At 73.6% G+C, this 16,553-nt stretch carries 16 protein-coding genes and 1 pseudogene; 12 read left to right on the top strand and 5 right to left on the bottom strand.

Going from position 1 to position 16,553, the window contains the following annotated elements; all coding sequences use genetic code 11:
- Nucleotides 1-20 precede the first annotated feature (20 nt).
- Nucleotides 21-1,175 (bottom strand): DUF4190 domain-containing protein, encoded by a 1,155-nt coding sequence (locus tag GEV43_RS02755; protein WP_160819341.1) that lies wholly within the window; start codon nt 1,173-1,175, stop codon nt 21-23.
- Between the two features lie 152 nt (nt 1,176-1,327).
- Entirely contained in the window at nt 1,328-3,214 is a 1,887-nt protein-coding gene (locus GEV43_RS02750) for a glycoside hydrolase family 15 protein (protein ID WP_309239417.1), read from the bottom strand.
- A gap of 304 nt (nt 3,215-3,518) precedes the next feature.
- Here GEV43_RS02750 and ppdK point away from each other — a divergent pair.
- The 11 genes and pseudogenes from ppdK to GEV43_RS02705 all read left to right on the top strand — a co-directional run bounded on the left by ppdK (nt 3,519) and on the right by GEV43_RS02705 (nt 13,992).
- Nucleotides 3,519-6,208, top strand: a pseudogene (gene ppdK / locus GEV43_RS02745) (pyruvate, phosphate dikinase).
- A gap of 119 nt (nt 6,209-6,327) precedes the next feature.
- Nucleotides 6,328-7,125: a YdcF family protein gene (locus GEV43_RS02740; protein WP_160819339.1), complete on the top strand. Its 798-nt coding sequence runs from the start codon at nt 6,328-6,330 to the stop codon at nt 7,123-7,125.
- Between the two features lie 47 nt (nt 7,126-7,172).
- Complete coding sequence (locus GEV43_RS02735; RefSeq protein WP_160819338.1) at nt 7,173-8,441, top strand: deoxyguanosinetriphosphate triphosphohydrolase; 1,269 nt, start codon at nt 7,173-7,175, stop codon at nt 8,439-8,441.
- Nucleotides 8,442-8,533: 92 nt separating this feature from the next.
- Complete coding sequence (locus GEV43_RS02730; RefSeq protein WP_160819337.1) at nt 8,534-9,760, top strand: NAD(P)/FAD-dependent oxidoreductase; 1,227 nt, start codon at nt 8,534-8,536, stop codon at nt 9,758-9,760.
- Nucleotides 9,761-9,811: 51 nt separating this feature from the next.
- Nucleotides 9,812-10,657, top strand: coding sequence for a hypothetical protein (locus GEV43_RS49235; protein WP_241682755.1), 846 nt, complete (start codon nt 9,812-9,814; stop codon nt 10,655-10,657).
- On the top strand, nt 10,564-11,049 hold the full coding sequence (locus GEV43_RS49230; protein WP_241682754.1) for an MFS transporter: 486 nt from the start codon (nt 10,564-10,566) through the stop codon (nt 11,047-11,049). The genes GEV43_RS49235 and GEV43_RS49230 overlap by 94 nt, the downstream gene beginning before the upstream one ends.
- Before the next feature lie 65 nt (nt 11,050-11,114).
- A complete protein-coding gene (locus GEV43_RS02720; RefSeq protein ID WP_175250265.1) occupies nt 11,115-11,567 on the top strand; it encodes a GtrA family protein in 453 nt (150 codons plus the stop codon).
- A gap of 1 nt (nt 11,568) precedes the next feature.
- The gene (locus GEV43_RS02715; RefSeq protein WP_206681044.1) at nt 11,569-12,210 is read left to right on the top strand and encodes a sigma-70 family RNA polymerase sigma factor; all 642 of its coding nucleotides are present in this window, start codon (nt 11,569-11,571) and stop codon (nt 12,208-12,210) included.
- 91 nt (nt 12,211-12,301) lie between these two features.
- Nucleotides 12,302-12,433 carry a hypothetical protein gene (locus GEV43_RS53580; RefSeq protein WP_302930626.1) on the top strand — a complete coding sequence of 44 codons (132 nt, stop codon included), beginning with the start codon at nt 12,302-12,304 and terminating at the stop codon, nt 12,431-12,433.
- Between the two features lie 170 nt (nt 12,434-12,603).
- Nucleotides 12,604-13,323, top strand: a complete 720-nt coding sequence (locus GEV43_RS02710; protein WP_160819335.1) for a DUF4389 domain-containing protein — start codon at nt 12,604-12,606, stop codon at nt 13,321-13,323.
- A 231-nt stretch (nt 13,324-13,554) separates the two neighbouring features.
- Nucleotides 13,555-13,992 carry a carboxymuconolactone decarboxylase family protein gene (locus tag GEV43_RS02705; protein WP_160819334.1) on the top strand — a complete coding sequence of 146 codons (438 nt, stop codon included), beginning with the start codon at nt 13,555-13,557 and terminating at the stop codon, nt 13,990-13,992.
- A gap of 84 nt (nt 13,993-14,076) precedes the next feature.
- Here GEV43_RS02705 and GEV43_RS02700 read toward each other — a convergent pair whose 3' ends face one another.
- Nucleotides 14,077-14,949 (bottom strand): LLM class F420-dependent oxidoreductase, encoded by an 873-nt coding sequence (locus GEV43_RS02700; protein ID WP_160819333.1) that lies wholly within the window; start codon nt 14,947-14,949, stop codon nt 14,077-14,079.
- Between the two features lie 148 nt (nt 14,950-15,097).
- Between GEV43_RS02700 and GEV43_RS02695 the strand changes: the two genes are divergently transcribed.
- Nucleotides 15,098-15,505, top strand: coding sequence for a MerR family transcriptional regulator (locus tag GEV43_RS02695; RefSeq protein WP_160819332.1), 408 nt, complete (start codon nt 15,098-15,100; stop codon nt 15,503-15,505).
- Here the strand turns inward: GEV43_RS02695 and GEV43_RS02690 are convergent.
- Together GEV43_RS02690 and GEV43_RS02685 are read right to left on the bottom strand one after the other, a co-directional pair.
- The gene (locus tag GEV43_RS02690; protein WP_175249966.1) at nt 15,439-15,885 is read right to left on the bottom strand and encodes a hypothetical protein; all 447 of its coding nucleotides are present in this window, start codon (nt 15,883-15,885) and stop codon (nt 15,439-15,441) included. The genes GEV43_RS02695 and GEV43_RS02690 overlap by 67 nt on opposite strands.
- Complete coding sequence (locus GEV43_RS02685; protein ID WP_160819331.1) at nt 15,879-16,499, bottom strand: TIGR03086 family metal-binding protein; 621 nt, start codon at nt 16,497-16,499, stop codon at nt 15,879-15,881. The genes GEV43_RS02690 and GEV43_RS02685 overlap by 7 nt, the downstream gene beginning before the upstream one ends.
- Nucleotides 16,500-16,553: the final 54 nt, after the last annotated feature.

Genomic DNA, 16,553 nt, shown 5'->3' with positions numbered 1-16,553 from the left:
GCGCGGGAGGACGGGGCGCGTCAGCGGGGGAGGACGGAGCGCGACAGGCGGCCGTCCCGGGCCTTGACCAGGCAGATGGCCCGGTGCACGCCGAGGTCCCAGCCGCGCTTCGTCGGCGGGACGATCAGCATCTCGACGGGCACCGGCGACGGGCGCGAGCCGAACGCCTTCGCGCGCCGCCGCTCGCACCCCCTCGACGTCTCCGCGTCCACGGCCCGGCTCCCCGGCCACCGGCCCGGCTTCAGGTCGTGGACGCCGATCACCTGGTGCTTGTGGGGCTCGTCGCAGCTCGACGTGCGGACCACGCTGCCCGCGTCGGTGTTCCAGTCCTTCACGCAGTCGCCCGCCCGGACCTCGGCCCACGCGCGCACGCCCGGGTCGGCGGTGTCGGCGACGCGGGAGGTGAGCGGCTCGTCGCCGCTGTAGCGCAGCACGCACGTCACCTCCCGGTCGCCGTCCTTCCAGAGCCTCGCGTTGGGCGAGCCGGCGTACAGGCTGAGCTCGTCCACGTAGCGGCTTTTGGCCGCGGCCTTGGCGACGCGCGCCTCGCACGCATCCCGGGCGTTCGCCCGCACCGCGCCGTCGCCGGGGTACGGGCCGTCCGCGAGCCGTACGCGGGCCATGACCTCGCCGTGGTGTGGCTCGCCGCAGGGCCGCACCGTCACGAGCACGCCCGTCTTGTTCTCGCCGAACCCGTCGAAGCAGTCGCCCACCTTGAGGGAGGCCACCAGCGCCCGCCCGCTCCGCGTGACGCGGCCCGCCTCGTCCCGGTCCACCGTGAGGGACGAGCCGACCGCGACGAGGACGCCCGCCACCGCGAAGACCACCAGCCACGCCGTGGACAGGACGATCCCGCTCACCGCGAGCGCCGTCCCGCGCTCGCCGCGCCGCCGGATCCGGACCAGCGCCGCGATCCCGAACCCGATCCCGAGCACCGCCCACCCGATCAGGCCGGTGACCAGCGCGACGACGGCGAACCGGTTCGTCCTCGGCGGGACGGGCGCGGGCCTGCCCGCGTACGCCTCCGGCGGCTGGGGCCCCTGCGCGTACGGCATCGGCACCGCCATCGGCCGCGGCGCCGGCGCGGCCTCCGGACCCGGATCGGGAGCCGTCCACGACGAGGGGCCGGGGGCCGGGTCCTCCGGGGCGTTGTCAGCGTTCGGTGGGACGGTCACGAGCGCCGAGAATAACGGGATCAACTACTCAAAAAGGGTGTATCGCCAACTTGTGATCATGATGGCCGGATCAGGCCGGGACACCGTTCGGAGGAGGGGGCCCGGGAGCCGGGCCGCGCCTCGGGGGCCGGGGCGCCCCCGAGGCGGGCGGGCTACGCGAGCGGGGGCTGGCGCTCGTTGTCCTCGGCCCGGATGACCTGCATCACGGCGTTGATCAGGGCGAGGTGGGTGAACGCCTGCGGGTAGTTGCCCAGGTGGCGTCCGGTGTGGGGGTCGATCTCCTCGGCGTACAGCTGGAGGGCGCTGGCGTAGGAGAGCAGCTTCTCGCAGAGCGCGCGGGCACGTTCCAGCTCGCCGATCATGACCAGGGCGGACACGAGCCAGAACGAGCAGATCGTGAACGTGCCCTCCTCCGACTCGAACCCGTCGTCGGTCTCGGTGTGCCGGTAGCGCAGGACGAGGTCGTCCTCCGACAGCTCGTCGGCGATCGCGAGGACGGTCTCGCGGACCCGCTTGTCGTCGGCCGGCAGGAACCCGAGCAGGGGGATGAGCAGGGCGGAGGCGTCCAGGGCGTCGGCGCCGTAGTAGGCGGTGAAGACCCCGCGGGCGTCGATCGCGTTGGCGAGGACGTCGGCGTGGATCTCGTCGGCGGCCTCCTGCCAGCGGCGGGCGCGCTCGTGGTCGCCGCGGACCCGGGCGAGGCGCGCGCCGCGCTCGGCGGCGACCCAGCAGAACACCTTTGAGGAGGTGAAGTGCTGGGGTTCGCCCCGCACCTCCCACATGCCGCAGTCGGGGTGCTTCCAGTTGGCGAGCGCGTCCTCGACCTGCTTGACGACGATCTTCCACAGCCGGTCGTCGAGCCGGTCCCGCTTGCGCACGAACAGGTAGACCGACCCGATGATCGCGCCCCACACGTCGTGCTGGGCCTGCATGTACGCCTCGTTGCCGATCCGCACCGGCTTGGCGTTGTCGTAGCCGCTGAGGTGGTCGAGCGTCGACTCGGGCAGCTCCTCGCGGCCGTCGAGCCCGTACATGATCTGGAGCTTGCCCTCGGCGGCCTCGGCGACGTCGGTGATGAAGTAGAAGAAGTCGTTGGCCTCCCAGTCGTACCCGAGCGTGTAGAACGCCCAGAGGGCCATCGTCGAGTCGCGGATCCACGTGTAGCGGTAGTCCCAGTTGCGGTCCCCGCCGGGCGTCTCGGGCAGCGAGGTCGTCGCCGCCGCCGCGACCGCCCCGGACGGCGCGAACGTCAGCCCCTTCAGGGTGAGGGCGCTGCGCTGGAGGTGGCTGCGCCACGGGTGGTCGGGGAAGCGGCCCCGGTCGAGCCAGTGCTGCCAGTGGTGCACCGTCCAGACGAGCCGTTCCTGCGCCTCCTCGTAGGTGGCGGGCGGCGCGTGCTCGCTCCACGACAGCGCGACGAACCGGGCGTCGCCCTGCTTCAGCAGCGTGCGGGACGTGGCGAGCGAGCCCTCGAACCCGACGTTCATGTCGGTCGAGAGCCGCAGGTTGATGCCGTTGCCGCGCGCGACGGCCTCGTGGTAGCCGACGCCGGTGTGCTCCCACCGGGCCGGGGTCTGCCCGTAGTCGAACACCGGCATGCAGTCGAGCCGCACCTGGACCTGCCCGTTGACGCACCGCACCATCCGCAGCAGGACGTGGTCGGCGTCGTAGTCCGTCGGCGCCCGGCGGTGCGTGTGCGAGCGCTCGGTCTCGTGGTGCCAGGGCCCCATCAGCAGCGCGTCGGTCACCACCAGCCAGCCGCCGTGCACCCACCAGGTCGTCTCCATGACCATGGTGCCCGGGATGTAGCGCTGCGCGGCGGGCACCTCGACGCCCGCCGGGCCCACCCGGAAGTACCCGGCGTCCCGGTCCAGGATCGAGCCGAACGCGCTCGGCGAGTCCATCTTCGGCAGGCACATCCACTCGATGTTGCCGCTCGGGGCCACCAGCGCGGTCGTCTCGCAGTCGGACAGGAACCCGTAGTCGGCGATCGGGGCGAACGGGTCACCCGCCCGGCCGCCTGCGACCTTCGGCCTCACCACAACCTCACCTCCTTGATCCATCATTCCCTCCCCAGCGCAATGGGCACGCCATGCGACCGCCGGGACTCTCCCGGCGGAGTCTTGCGGTCCTCGCCATTGGAATAGACCACTAAACGGGCTCTGACCTGCGAAAACTCAAAGTACGGACAGGGGCGCCGAGAGGTGGTCCGGTTCGCGGGTACAGTCCCCGCAAACAGGGCATCCGGGCATTCTCCACCCGGGGGGCGCGACGCGGCGTTCTCATGGCGGGAAGACCCCCGCCCCGTGGCCGGGTGGAGACCGGAGCGAGAAGGAGTACTCCGTGCCGAAGTTCGTGTACGACTTCACCGAGGGAAACAAGGACCTCAAGGATCTGCTGGGCGGCAAGGGCGCCAACCTGGCCGAGATGACCAATCTCGGCCTGCCGGTGCCTCCTGGGTTCACGATCACTACGGAGGGCTGCCGGTACTACCTCGAACACGGGAGTCTTCCCGAGGGGCTCCAGGACGAGGTGGACGCCCACCTGTCCGCCCTGGAGGGCGCCATGGGCAAGCGGCTCGGGCAGAGCGACGACCCCCTGCTGGTCAGCGTACGGTCCGGCGCCAAATTCAGCATGCCGGGCATGATGGAGACCGTCCTCAACATCGGGCTGAACGACGAGTCGGTGCACGGCCTGGCCGCCCAGGCGGGCGACGAGCGGTTCGCGTGGGACTCGTACCGGCGGCTGATCCAGATGTTCGGCAAGACCGTGCTGGACATCGACGGCGACCTGTTCGAGGACGCCATCGAGGAGGCCAAGGAGCGCCGCGGCACCAAGGACGACGGCGATCTCGACGCCGACGACTTCAAGGCGCTGGTGGACCGTTTCAAGGGCATCGTCCGCGAGCGGACGGGCCGGGACTTCCCGACCGACCCGCGCGAGCAGATGGACCTGGCGACCAAGGCCGTCTTCGACTCCTGGAACGCCGACCGGGCGATCCTCTACCGCCGCCAGGAGCGCATCCCCGTCGACCTCGGCACCGCCGTGAACGTGTGCGCGATGGTCTTCGGCAACCTCGGCATGGACTCGGGCACCGGCGTCGCGTTCACCCGCGACCCCGCGTCCGGCCAGCAGGGGATCTACGGGGACTACCTCCAGAACGCGCAGGGCGAGGACGTCGTCGCGGGCATCCGCAACACCGTCCCGCTGACCGAGCTCGAACGCATCGACAAGGCGTCGTACGACCGGCTCCTCCAGATCATGGAGACGCTGGAGAACCACTACCTCGACATGTGCGACATCGAGTTCACGATCGAGCGCGGCAAGCTGTGGATGCTCCAGACGCGGGTGGGCAAGCGCACCGCCGCCGCGGCGTTCCGCATCGCCTGCCAGCTCCTCGACCAGGGGCTGATCGACGCCGACGAGGCGGTGGACCGCGTCACGGGCGACCAGCTCGCGCAGCTCATGTTCCCGCGCTTCGACGGCTCGAAGCTGGAGGGCTCCAAGCGGCTCACCAAGGGCATGAACGCCTCGCCCGGCGCCGCCGTCGGCAAGGCCGTGTTCACCTCCGAGCGCGCCGTCGAGCTGGCCGCGCAGGGCGAGGACGTCATCCTCGTCCGCCGCGAGACCAACCCCGACGACCTGTCGGGCATGGTCGCCGCGCGCGGCGTGCTGACCTCGCGCGGGGGCAAGACATCGCACGCCGCCGTCGTCGCCCGCGGCATGGGCAAGACGTGCGTGTGCGGCGCCGAGGAACTCGACGTGGACGTGAAGGCCCGCAGGTTCACCGCGGCGGGCGGCGAGGTCGTGTCCGAGGGCGACGTGATCTCGATCGACGGCTCGTCCGGGGAGGTCTTCCTCGGCGAGGTGCCCGTGGAGGACTCGCCCGTCGTCCGGTACTTCGAGGGCGGGCTCAGCGCGTCCGACGGCGGCGAGCTGGTCCAGGCCGTGCACCGGATCATGACCCACGCGGACGGGCGCGCCCGGATGGCGGTGCGCGCCAACGCCGACAACACCGAGGACGCCGCCCGCGCCCGCCGCTTCGGCGCGCGGGCATCGGGCTGTGCCGCACCGAGCACATGTTCCTCGGCGACCGGCGCCGGCTCGTCGAGGAGCTCATCCTCGCCGAGGACGGCGCGGAGCGGCAGGCGGCGCTGGACGCCCTCGAACCCCTCCAGAAGCGGGACTTCGAGGGGATCTTCGAGGCCATGGACGGGCTGCCGGTCACGATCCGGCTGATCGACCCCCCGCTGCACGAGTTCCTCCCCGACATCACCGAGCTGTCGGTCAGGGTCGCTCTCGCCGGCGACGACGCCGAGCCTCAGGACCGGAGGCTTCTGGAGGCCGTCCGCCGACTGCACGAGCAGAACCCTATGCTCGGACTCCGGGGCGTGCGCCTGGGTTTGGCGATTCCAGGTCTTTTCTCCATGCAGGTGCGCGCGATCGCCGAGGCCGCCGCCGCGCGGCGCTCGGCCGGCGGCGACCCGAGGCCCGAGATCATGATCCCGCTCGTCGGCGCGGTGCAGGAGCTGGAGGCCGTCCGCGAGGAGGCCGCCGGGATCCTCGCCGAGGTCGCCGAGGCGACCGGGGTGGACGTGCCGGCGCTGATCGGCACCATGATCGAGCTGCCCAGGGCCGCGCTCACCGCGGGGCAGATCGCCGAGGCCGCCGAGTTCTTCTCGTTCGGCACCAACGACCTCACCCAGACGACCTGGGGCTTCTCCCGGGACGACGTGGAGGCGGCGTTCTTCTCCCGCTACCTGGAGCTCGGGATCTTCGGGGTGTCGCCGTTCGAGACCCTCGACCGCGAGGGCGTCGGGCGGCTGGTCAGCATCGCCGTGGAGGAGGGGCGCAAGACCCGGCCGGGCATCAAGCTCGGCATCTGCGGCGAGCACGGCGGCGACCCCGAGTCGGTGCACTTCTGCCACGAGGTCGGGCTCGACTACGTGTCGTGCTCGCCGTTCCGGGTCCCGGTGGCCCGGCTGGAGGCGGGACGCGCCGCGATCGAGTCGGCGGGCAGCGACAGCCGCTGACCGTGGGAACGGCCCCGTGCTCCGCCTCGCGGCGCGCGAGACGCGACGTGGTCCGGAACACGCCGGTCCGGCGAACTCCCGGCGGGCGCCCGAACGTCTAACCTGACGTGTCCACAGCGATGACGTTGGAAGTGGAAGTGCCCGAGGCCGAGCCGGACGGAGCGGCCCGCCCGGACGAGCCGGGCGGGCCGGACGGGGAGCGCGGCGGCGGTTCGCGCGGCGGCCGCCGCCGGCTCGGCCGCGGCCGCCGGCGCCCGCCCCGGCCGACCTGGTTCGTGGCGGCGGTGAGCGTCGTGCTCGGGCTGGCCGCCATCGCCGTGCTGACCCCGCTCGCCGTCGGCCTGCGCGTCTGGTACCAGGCCCGGCAGGACGAACGGCCCCGTTCCGACGCGATCATCGTGCTCGGCGCCGCGCAGTACAACGGCGTGCCGTCCCCGACGCTCCAGTGGCGGCTCCAGCACGCGCTGGACCTGTACCGGCACGGGGTGGCCCCGGCGATCGTCACGGTCGGCGGCCGGGCCCCCGGCGACGCGTTCACCGAGGCCGGGGCGGGCCGCCGGTGGCTGATCGGGAAGGGCGTGCCCGCCGCGAAGGTGGTCGCCGTCCCGGAGGGCCGCGACACCCTGGAGTCGATGAAGGCCGTCGGGCGCGCGTACGAACGGCGGCACTGGGACTCCGGCGTGATCGTCACCGACCCGTGGCACGGGCTGCGGTCCAAGCGGATGGCCGAGGACAGCGGGATCAAGGCCGCCTCGTCCCCGACGCGCAGCGGGCCGAGCGTGCGCACCCGCGACACCCAGCTGCACTACATCGTCCGCGAGACGGGCGGCTACCTGTCGTACGTGCTGCTCGGCAAGAGCGTGAAGGCGCCGAGCGAGACGATCAAGACGACGCCGCGCGGCACGCCCACCCGGTGACCCGGCGGGCGGCGGGCCGTCCCCCGCCCGCTTACCCTGGTGACCTGATGAGGCACTACTCCGAGCACGACCGCGAGCGATGGGCCCCCGAGCCCGCCAAGCGCCGCGACCGGACCGCGTTCGAACGCGACCGGGCGCGGGTGCTGCACAGCGCGGCGCTGCGGCGCCTCGCCGCCAAGACGCAGGTGGCCTCGCCGGGCGCGGACGCCGCGGCCGACAACGTGCAGAGCCTGCGCACCCGCCTGACCCACTCCCTCGAATGCGCGCAGGTCGGGCGCGAGCTCGGCAAGGCGCTCGGCTGCGACCCCGACCTGGTCGAGACGGCGTGCCTGTCGCACGACATCGGGCACCCGCCGTTCGGGCACAACGGGGAGGCCGCGCTCGACGCGGTCGCCCAGGACTGCGGCGGTTTCGAGGGCAACGCGCAGAGCCTGCGCGTCCTCACCCGCCTCGAACCGAAGTCGTTCGCCGAGGACGGCCCGCCGCTGTACGGCCGCAGCGTCGGCCTCAACCTGACCCGCGCGGCGCTCGACGCGGCGATGAAGTACCCCTGGTCGCAGGCCGCCTCCGTCAACGGCAAGTTCGGCGTGTACGACGACGACGCCGACGTGGCGCGGTGGGCGCGGGACGGCGCGGCGCACGGCGCCCGCACCTGCTTCGAGGCGCAGGTCATGGACTGGAGCGACGACGTCGCCTACTCCGTGCACGACCTGGAGGACGCGCTGGTCGCCGGGCACGTCGACTTCGCGCGGCTCGCCGACCCGGCCGAGCGCCGGCTGGTCGCCGAGACGGCGATCAAGCTGTACTGCGACGACGCCGCGCCCGCCGAGCTGGAGGAACGGTTCGCCGCGCTGCTCGCCGAGCCGTACTGGCCCGACCGCTACGACGGCACGCCGCGCTCGCTCGCCGCCCTGAAGAACCTGGCCAGCACGCTGATCGGCCGGTTCTGCCTGGCCGCCGAGGACGCGACCCGCGCCGCGTACGGCGACCGGCCGCTCACCCGGTACGCCGCCGAGCTGATCGTGCCGCGCGCCCAACGGCTGGAGTGCGCCCTGCTCAAGGGGATCACCGCGCACTACGTGTGGATCAGCCACGAGGAGACGCGGGCCCGGCAGCGGGAGCTGATCGTCGAGCTCGCCGCGCTGATGCGGGCGGGCGCGCCCGGCACGCTCGACCCGGGGTTCCGCGCGGCCTACGTCGAGGCGGCGGACGACGCGGCCAGGCTCCGCGCGGTCGTCGACCAGATCGCCTCGCTCACCGACCTTTCGGCGATCACCCGCCACCGGATGCTGTCCGCGCGCCGCCCCCGGCCCTGACCGCGCGCCTGACGCGCCGGGGCGATGCCCTTGTCTCATCCGGAACGCCGCTGTAGGGATACAAGGACGACGCCCTAGCGGAGGAGGTCGCCATGCCGGAGGAGACGTTCGTCATCGTCGGTGCGAGCCTGGCCGGTGCCAAGGCGGCGGAGACGCTCAGAGAGGAGGGCTTCGGGGGCCGCGTCCTGCTGGTCGGCGACGAGATCGAGCGCCCCTACGAGCGTCCTCCCCTGTCCAAGGGGTTCCTGCTCGGGAAGGAGCCCCGCGACAAGGCCCACGTGCACGAGGCCGACTGGTACGACAAGCACGACGTGGAGCTGCGCCTCGGCGTCGAGGTCACCGCGGTCGACCGGGCCGCGCGCCAGGTGCATCTCGCCACCCGCGAGCGGGTCGGCTACGACCGGCTGCTGCTCGCGACGGGCGCCTCGCCGCGGCGGCTGGAGGTGCCGGGCTCCAAGCTCCAGGGCATCCACTACCTGCGCTCCCTCGGCGACTCGGCGAAGCTGCGCGAGGCGCTCGCGCCCGGCGGGCGGCGCGTCGTGGTCGCGGGCGCGGGCTGGATCGGGCTGGAGACGGCCGCCGCCGCCCGGTCGTACGGCAACGACGTGACGCTGATCGAGCCCGAGCCGGCGCCGCTGCACGCGGTGCTCGGCCCCGAGGTCGGCGGGGTCTTCGCCGACCTGCACCGCGACCACGGCGTGGACCTGCGGTTCGACCAGGGCGTCGCCGGGTTCTGGGGCGCGGGCCAGGTGTCGGCGGTCGTCACCTCGGGCGGCGCGGAGATCCCGGCGGACGTGGTGGTCGTCGGCATCGGCGTGCGGCCGAACACGCGGCTGGCCGAGGACGCGGGCCTGGAGGTGTCCGACGGGATCCTGGTGGACGCGTCGCTGCGCACGTCCGACCCGGACGTGTTCGCGGCCGGGGACGTCGCCGCCGCCTACCATCCGCTGCTCGGGCGCCGGATCCGCGTGGAGCACTGGGCGAACGCGCTGAACGGCGGCCCGGCCGCGGCCCGCGCGATGCTCGGGCGGGAGGTGAGCTACGACCGGCTCCCGTACTTCTTCAGCGACCAGTACGACCTCGGCATGGAGATGTCGGGCGCCGCCGCGCCGGGGGAGTACGACGAGATCGTCTACCGGGGCGACGTGGCGGCCCGCGAGTTCGTGGCGTTCTGGCTGTCGGGCGGGCGCGTGGTCGCGGGCATGAACGTCAACGTCTGGGACGTCACGGGCGAGGTGCAGGCGCTCATCCGCTCCGGGCGGCGGGTCGAGGCGTCCGCGCTGGCCGACCCGGCGGTGCCGCTGGCGGGCCTCGCCTGAGGCGCCCGCGCCCCTGTCGAGATCGTCGGTAAGCCGCGTACAGTCGGGTCGGTGGTGACGCAGACGGTCGTGCCGCGGCGGGCACGGGTCGCGGTGACGGTCGCGTTCCTCGCGCACGGCATGCTCGGCGCCGCCTGGGTGGCGCGGATCCCGCAGATCAAGGAGCACCTCGGGCTGAGCGACGGCGCGCTCGGCGTCGCCCTGCTCGGGGCGCCGGTCGGCGTCGTGGTCGCGGTGCGGTTCGCCGGGCGGGCGGTCGCGCGCCGCGGCAGCCGCGCGACGACGATCGCGGCCGGGACGGTCGGCGCGGCGTCGCTCGTCCCCCTCGGTCTCGCGTGGAACCTCGGCGCGCTGATCTGCGCGCTCGTGCTCATGGGCGGATCGCTCGGGCTGATGGACGTGGCGATGAACGCGCAGGGCGTCGCCGTCGAGCGCCGCTACGGGCGCCCGCTCATGTCGGGGCTGCACGGCGTCTACAGCATCGGCACGCTGCTCGCCGCGCTCGCCGGATCGGTCGTCGCGCACGCCCACGTGCCCGTCCCGCTGCACCTGGCCGTCGCGGCGGTGATCGTCGCGGCGACGCTGCTGCTCGGCTGCCGCGAACTGCTGGACCGTTCGGCCGACGCGATGCCCGACGCGATGCCCGGCGAGGACGCGCCGGACGCCCGAGCGGCCGTGCCGGGGAGTGCGGGCGTTCCGGGGGACGCGCCCGGGGCCGCGCGGGTCGGGGCCCGGCGCTCGGGGCGGTGGGTGCTCGCCATGCTCGGCGTGATCGGCCTGTGCTCCTTCGTGGGGAGGGGGCGATGGCCGACTGGAGCGCGGTCTACCTGCGCGAGACGCTCGGCACCGGGCCCGGCCTCGCGGGCCTCGGGTACGCCGGGTGCGCGGTCGCGATGACGGTCGGACGGCTCGCCGGGGACCGCGTGGTGGCGCGGTTCGGGCCCGTACGCGTGCTGCGGGCGGGCGCGCTGGTCGCCGCGCTCGGCCTCGGCGCCGGGCTGCTGGCCGACCACCCGGCGGCGGCTGTGACCGGTTTCACACTGTTCGGGCTCGGGGTCGCCCCTGTGGCGCCGGTCACGTTCAGTGCGGCGGGCAACCTGCCCGGCGTGCCCGCCGCCTCCGGCATCTCGCGGGTGACGGCGGTCGGCTACCTCGGGTTGCTGGGCGGCCCTCCGGTCATCGGTTTCGTGGCGCAGGCCACAGGCCAGGCGTGGGCGCTGGCCGTCCCGGTGGCGCTGGTCGCGATGATCGTTCCGCTGGCCGCGGCGACCTCCACGGCGGGCCGGTGAGGTCTTTACGGGGTTGAGACCATGGCATATGTCCCGCTCCGGTAAGGTCTGGGCGAGTGAACACCATGCAGCGGGCCAGACCGGTCGGAACGGTCACGCCCGCGCCCCCGTACCGCACATTCCTGCGCGAGCTGCTGAGTTTCGGCTTCGTCGGGGTCGTCGGCACGGTCATCACGATCTTCGGCGCCAACCTGATGCGCGCCTGGCTCGGCGGCAGCCCGCTGACCAGCGTGGTCGTCCCGACCCTGGTCTCCACCCTGGTGTCGTACCTCGCCAACCGGTTCTGGACGTTCCGCGACCGCGACAGCGACGGCTCGGGCCGCGAGTTCGTCATCTTCTTCGCCCTGAACGGCGTCGGCATGCTCATCCAGGTGCTGTGCACGGGGTTCACCTACTACACCCTCGAACTGCACGGCGGCGTCTCCTACAACCTCAGCCTGCTCGCCGGGCTCGGGCTCGGCTCCGCGTTCCGCTACTGGTCGTACAAGAAGTGGGTGTTCACCCCGGCGGCGGCCTGAGGTGGACCGCCTGGCCGAGGAGTGGGCCGCGCACCGGCCCGCCGTCTTCGGCGCCGCCTACCGGATCACCGGCAGCGTCGCCGACGCCGAGGACGTCGTCCAGGACACCTGGCTGCGCGCCGCGTCCCGCGGGAGCCTGGACGACGTGCGCGACCTGCGCGCCTGGCTGGTCACCGTCGCCGCCCGCCGCGCCTACGACGTGCTCGGCTCGGCGCGCGCCCGCCGCGTCGACTACGTCGGCCCGTGGCTGCCCGAGCCGCTGCTGACCGGGCCCGACGCCGCCGAGCCCGTCCTGGTGGACGACACGGTCGGCACCGCGATGATGCTCGTGCTGGAGGAGCTGTCCCCGCCCGAACGGGTCGCGTTCGTCCTGCACCAGGCGTTCGAGGTGCCGTACGAGCGGATCGCCGAGGTGCTCGGGAGGTCGGCCGCGGCCTGCCGCCAGCTCGCGTCCCGGGCCCGCCGCAAGGTCGCGGCGGCCGAGCCGCCGAAGGCGCCGCGCGCCGAGCGCGACCGGGTGCTCGCCGCGTTCCGCGCCGCGTACGAGAGCGGCGACGCCGCCGGGCTGCTCGCCGTGCTCGACCCGGACGCGACGTACACCACCGACGGGGCGGCAAGGTCTTCGCCGCCCGCAGGGTCATGAGGGGGCGGACCTGGTCGCGGCCGTCCTGGTCCGGGTCGCCGCGCAGTACGGGCTGTCGCTCGTCCCCGCCGAGGTCAACGGCGAGCCCGGGATGCTCGTGCTGAAGGACGGCGCGCCGTTCGGCGTCGACACCGTGGAGATCGCGAACGGCCGCGTCGTCGCGTACCGCCGCATGGTCAACCCCGACAAGCTCGCCGGCCTGCCGCGGCGCCTCGTAGGCTGAGACCCGTCGGCGGGACGGGGCCGGGGCGCGCGCTCCGGCACCGGCCCCGGCGGCCGGCCCGCGAGTCCGGATGCGGACGGCCGCTGGCCGTTCCCGGACGCGCGCACGGCCTCCGACCGGCGCGGATGTACGCTCCGGGCACCTTCCCGCTCCCAGCCCCCGGAGGGGCCATGGTCACCACCGCCACCCCGACCGCAGGAGAGTGGCCGCCCGCACTGGACGTCGACGGGCCCGGCCCGCAGTCGAGGGTGACGGTCCTGCTGCGGCTGATCCTGATGATCCCGCAGATCGTCGTCGTGTGGCTGCTGTCGATCGCCGCGTACGTCGTCGCGTTCATCGGCTGGTTCGCGGCGCTCGCGCTCGGCCGCCTGCCCGCGTGGGCCGCCGAGTACCTGTCCGGCTACCTCGCCTGGTCCACGCGCGTGAGCGCGTACGGGTACCTGCTGTCGGACGCCTACCCGCCGTTCCGGTGGACGCCGTCCGGCCATCCGGTGCGCGTGGACGTGCGGCCCGGACGGCTCAACCGGCTCGCCGTGCTGTTCCGGATCGTCCTGATGATCCCGGCGGCGATCGTGTCGAACCTGCTCACCACCGGCTGGCGGGTCGCGGCCATCGTGATCTGGCTGGTCGTGCTGGTCCGGGGCGGGATGCCGCAGCCGCTGTTCGAGGCGACGGCGGCGGTTCAGCGCTACTCGATGCGGTTCCAGGCGTACGTGCTGATGCTGACCCCGGTGTACCCGAAGCACCTGTTCGGCGACCAGGGCACCGAGGTGCGGCTGTCGCCGACCCGCCCGCTCGTCCTCGGCGGGACGGCCCGCAACCTCGTCGGCCTGTTCATCCTGCTCGGCGTCGTCGGCTTCCTCCTCCAGGCGATGGCCCGGATGCAGTGACGCGCGCCGTTCGCGCGCGGACGCGGATCCGCGCGGCGCGGGCTGTCACAACCCCCGGTACCGCGTCGTCTCCCTCATGACGAAGGGAGACACGATGACACAGCGATCGGACGCGGCGCGCGCCGCTGCGAGGACATACCGAAGGACGTACGGGAGGACGGGCGGGGAGGCCGGGGGACGGCACGGCGCCCCCGCCGCCGCGGCGCGGGTGCGCCCGGCGGAGGTGGCCTGATGGCGCGGATGCTGCTCCAGGAGGCCGCGCCCGAGGTGTACTCGGCGTTCCTCAAGGTGCACAAGGTGCTGGAGGCCGGGCCGCTGGACGCGCGGATCCGGGAGCTGGTGAAGATCCGGGCGTCGCAGCTCAACGGCTGCTCGTTCTGCGTGGACCGGCACATCCGCGACGCCCGGCGCCTCGGCGAGCCGGAGGAGCGGATGCACCACCTGGTCGTGTGGCGGGAGTCGCCCCTCTACGACGAGCGGGAACGGGCCGCCCTCGGCTACACCGAGGCGGTGACGGGCCGCGAGCCCGTGAGCGACGAGCTGTGGGAGACGCTGCGCTCCCTCTTCGGGGAGAACGAGCTCGGCCACCTCGTCGGGATGGTCTCGCTGATCAACGCGTTCAACCTGTTCGGCGTCCCGCTCCACCTGCGGCCGGCCGCCGCGGCGTAACGGCACGCGGCACGCGGCGGGCGGCGGCGTGGGAGCGCCGCCGCCCGCCCGCCCCGCCCGCCCAGGACGGGCCGTGGGCCGCGGTCAGCGGCCGGCTGGGACGAGGCTCCCGGTCTGGACGGCGGCCTCGGACAGGGTCCCGGCGATGTCCTGCCCGGTGCCCTGCGAGAAGATCACGTGGTCGACGCCCCGTTCGGCGAGGCGGCCGACGGCGTCGATGACCTGGTCCACCGACGGGGCGCCGTCCGCGAAGTACGCGAGGGAGGTCTTCTCGATCTCGCCGTAGTCGCGGCCCTCGCGCTCGCAGTGCTCCCGCAGCACGTCGAGCTTGCGCGGCAGCTCCTCGGAGTCGAAGAGGTTGCACGCGTCGGCGTACTTGGCGACGAACCGCAGCGTCTTCTTCTCCCCGGCGCCCCCGATCAGGATCGGCGGGCGCGGGCGCCGTACGGACCGCGGCGAGTTCAGCGGCCGTTCGAGCGTGTAGTGCCTCCCCTCGAACGGCGTCTCGTTGCCGTCCCACATCCGGCGGGCGATCAGCAGCGTCTCCTCCAGCCGTTCGAAGCGCTCGGCGAGCGGCGGGAAGGGGACGCCGAGGCCGCGCGACTCCTCCTCGTTCCACGCCGCGCCGATGCCGAGCCAGGCGCGCCCGCCCGACAGCGCGTCCAGCGTCGTGACGGTCTTCACCAGCAGGCCCGGGTGCCGGTACGTCACGCCGGTGACCATGGTGCCGAGCGTGATCCGCTCGGTGAGCGCCGCCGCGTACGCCAGCGCCGAGTAGCCCTCCAGCATCGGCTCCTCGGGCGGCCCGACGACGCCGATCTGGAAGAAGTGGTCCATCACCCACAGCGAGTGCAGGCCGCCCTGGTCGGCCTCGCGGGCGATCCGGGCGAACGTCGGGGCGATCCGCTCCTCGCCCCCGGGAAAGGTGAAGCTCGGGACCTGTAGTCCGATGCGCATGGCGGGTCCTCCGTGGTCGGTGTCCGCCTCAACTCTCGGGCCTGGAGCGCGCTCCAGGTCAAGCGCGGCCGCGGCGTCCCGGCCGTTCCGTGACCGAGGACGGCGGAGCCGTTGACCTGGAGTGCGCTCCAGGTGCGATCCTTGGAGCGTGAGCTCCTACTCTCCTGGCGAGACCGCCGAGAAGACCGGCTTCAGCATCGACACCCTGCGCTACTACGAGAAGATCGGGCTGCTGTCGGAGGTGGCGCGGAACGCGGCGGGCCGCCGCGTGTTCAGCGACGACGACCTGAAGTGGCTGTCGATGCTGCGCTGCCTGCGCGAGACCGGCATGCCGATCGCCGAGATGCTGCGCTACTCCGAGCTGGCGCGGGGCGGCGGCGAGACCGTGGAGGAACGCCTCGCGCTGCTCCAGGCGCACGACGAGCGCGTGGAGGAGCAGATCCGGCGGCTCCGCACCCAGCAGAAGCAGATCCACTGGAAGATCGGGCTCTACCGGGACAGCCTCTCGGAGGAGACCCCCGCCTCCGTTCCCGCCGCGGCGTCCGCGTCCGCCTGAGCCCCGGCGAGGAAGCGCCCCGCCCGCAGCAGGACGCCGCCCCGCGTCGGGTCGTGCTCCTCCCAGGTGACCGAGCGGATCGCGCCGCGCCCCCGGAAGCGGCGCATGATCTCCACGTGCGGCGCCCAGCCGACGAACTCCCGGAGCGCCGCCTCGTCCCGCCAGACGGCGACCGAACCGCAGCGGAGCCGGGACGGCGCGGTCCACAGCCACATCCCGACCGCGCCCGGCATGTCCGGCCACGCGCGGCGCAGGCGCAGCCCGGCCAGGTGGACGCGCGGCAGGTCCCGGGCCGCGTGCGCGGTGAACTCGGTGACGCTCACCAGCACTGGCGAGCCCGGCGCGAGCGCGCCGCCCGCCTTCCAGCGGCTCGTCAGCACCCGGGCCTCCACGCGGGCGAACGGCCGAGCAGGGCCAGCAGGCGGTGCTCGGGCGGGCCGTCCCGGAACGGCACGACCTGGTCGAACGACAGTCCGGGCCCGCGCGTCTCCGGGTCCGCGGGCACGATCGCGGCGACCTTGAGGGCGGCCTCGGTGAGCTCCTCGCCGGGCTCCCACGGGGCTCCGATCGTCGCGGCGACGTCCCACGCGTGCACGACGAGGTCCACGAAGTGGAACGTGATCGCGAGGGCGCCGGGGAACCCGCCTCCGTCGCGTACCTCCGGGAGGACGAACTCGCGCTCCGGCACGCCGTCCTCGGCGAACGCCTTCTCGACGAGCCCGGCCGAGGCGCGGGCGGCGGCGAGCGGGTCGCCGCCGAGCCGTCCCCCGCGCCAGACCGCGAGGGTGCCGCCCGCTCCGCGCGCGGCGGCGGCGAACCCCTCGTCCTGGCTGACCTGGTGGCGCAGCAGGCCGTGCAGCGTCCAGTCGGGGCAGGGCGTCGGCAGGTGCAGCCGGGCGGGGTCCACCCGGGCGACGGTCGAGAGGTAGAGGTCCGACGCGCGGCGGTCGAGGTCGCGGAAGTCGGAGCGGAGCAGTTCGTTCAGCACGTCCATGGGACGACCGTACGGAGCCGGAGAGGCCCAGGTACAGGGCCAAAATTGCGTGAT

The organism is Actinomadura sp. J1-007, from assembly GCF_009793335.1.
Lineage (GTDB): Bacteria > Actinomycetota > Actinomycetes > Streptosporangiales > Streptosporangiaceae > Spirillospora > Spirillospora yumaensis.
This window is presented reverse-complemented; position numbering and strand designations above follow the sequence as displayed.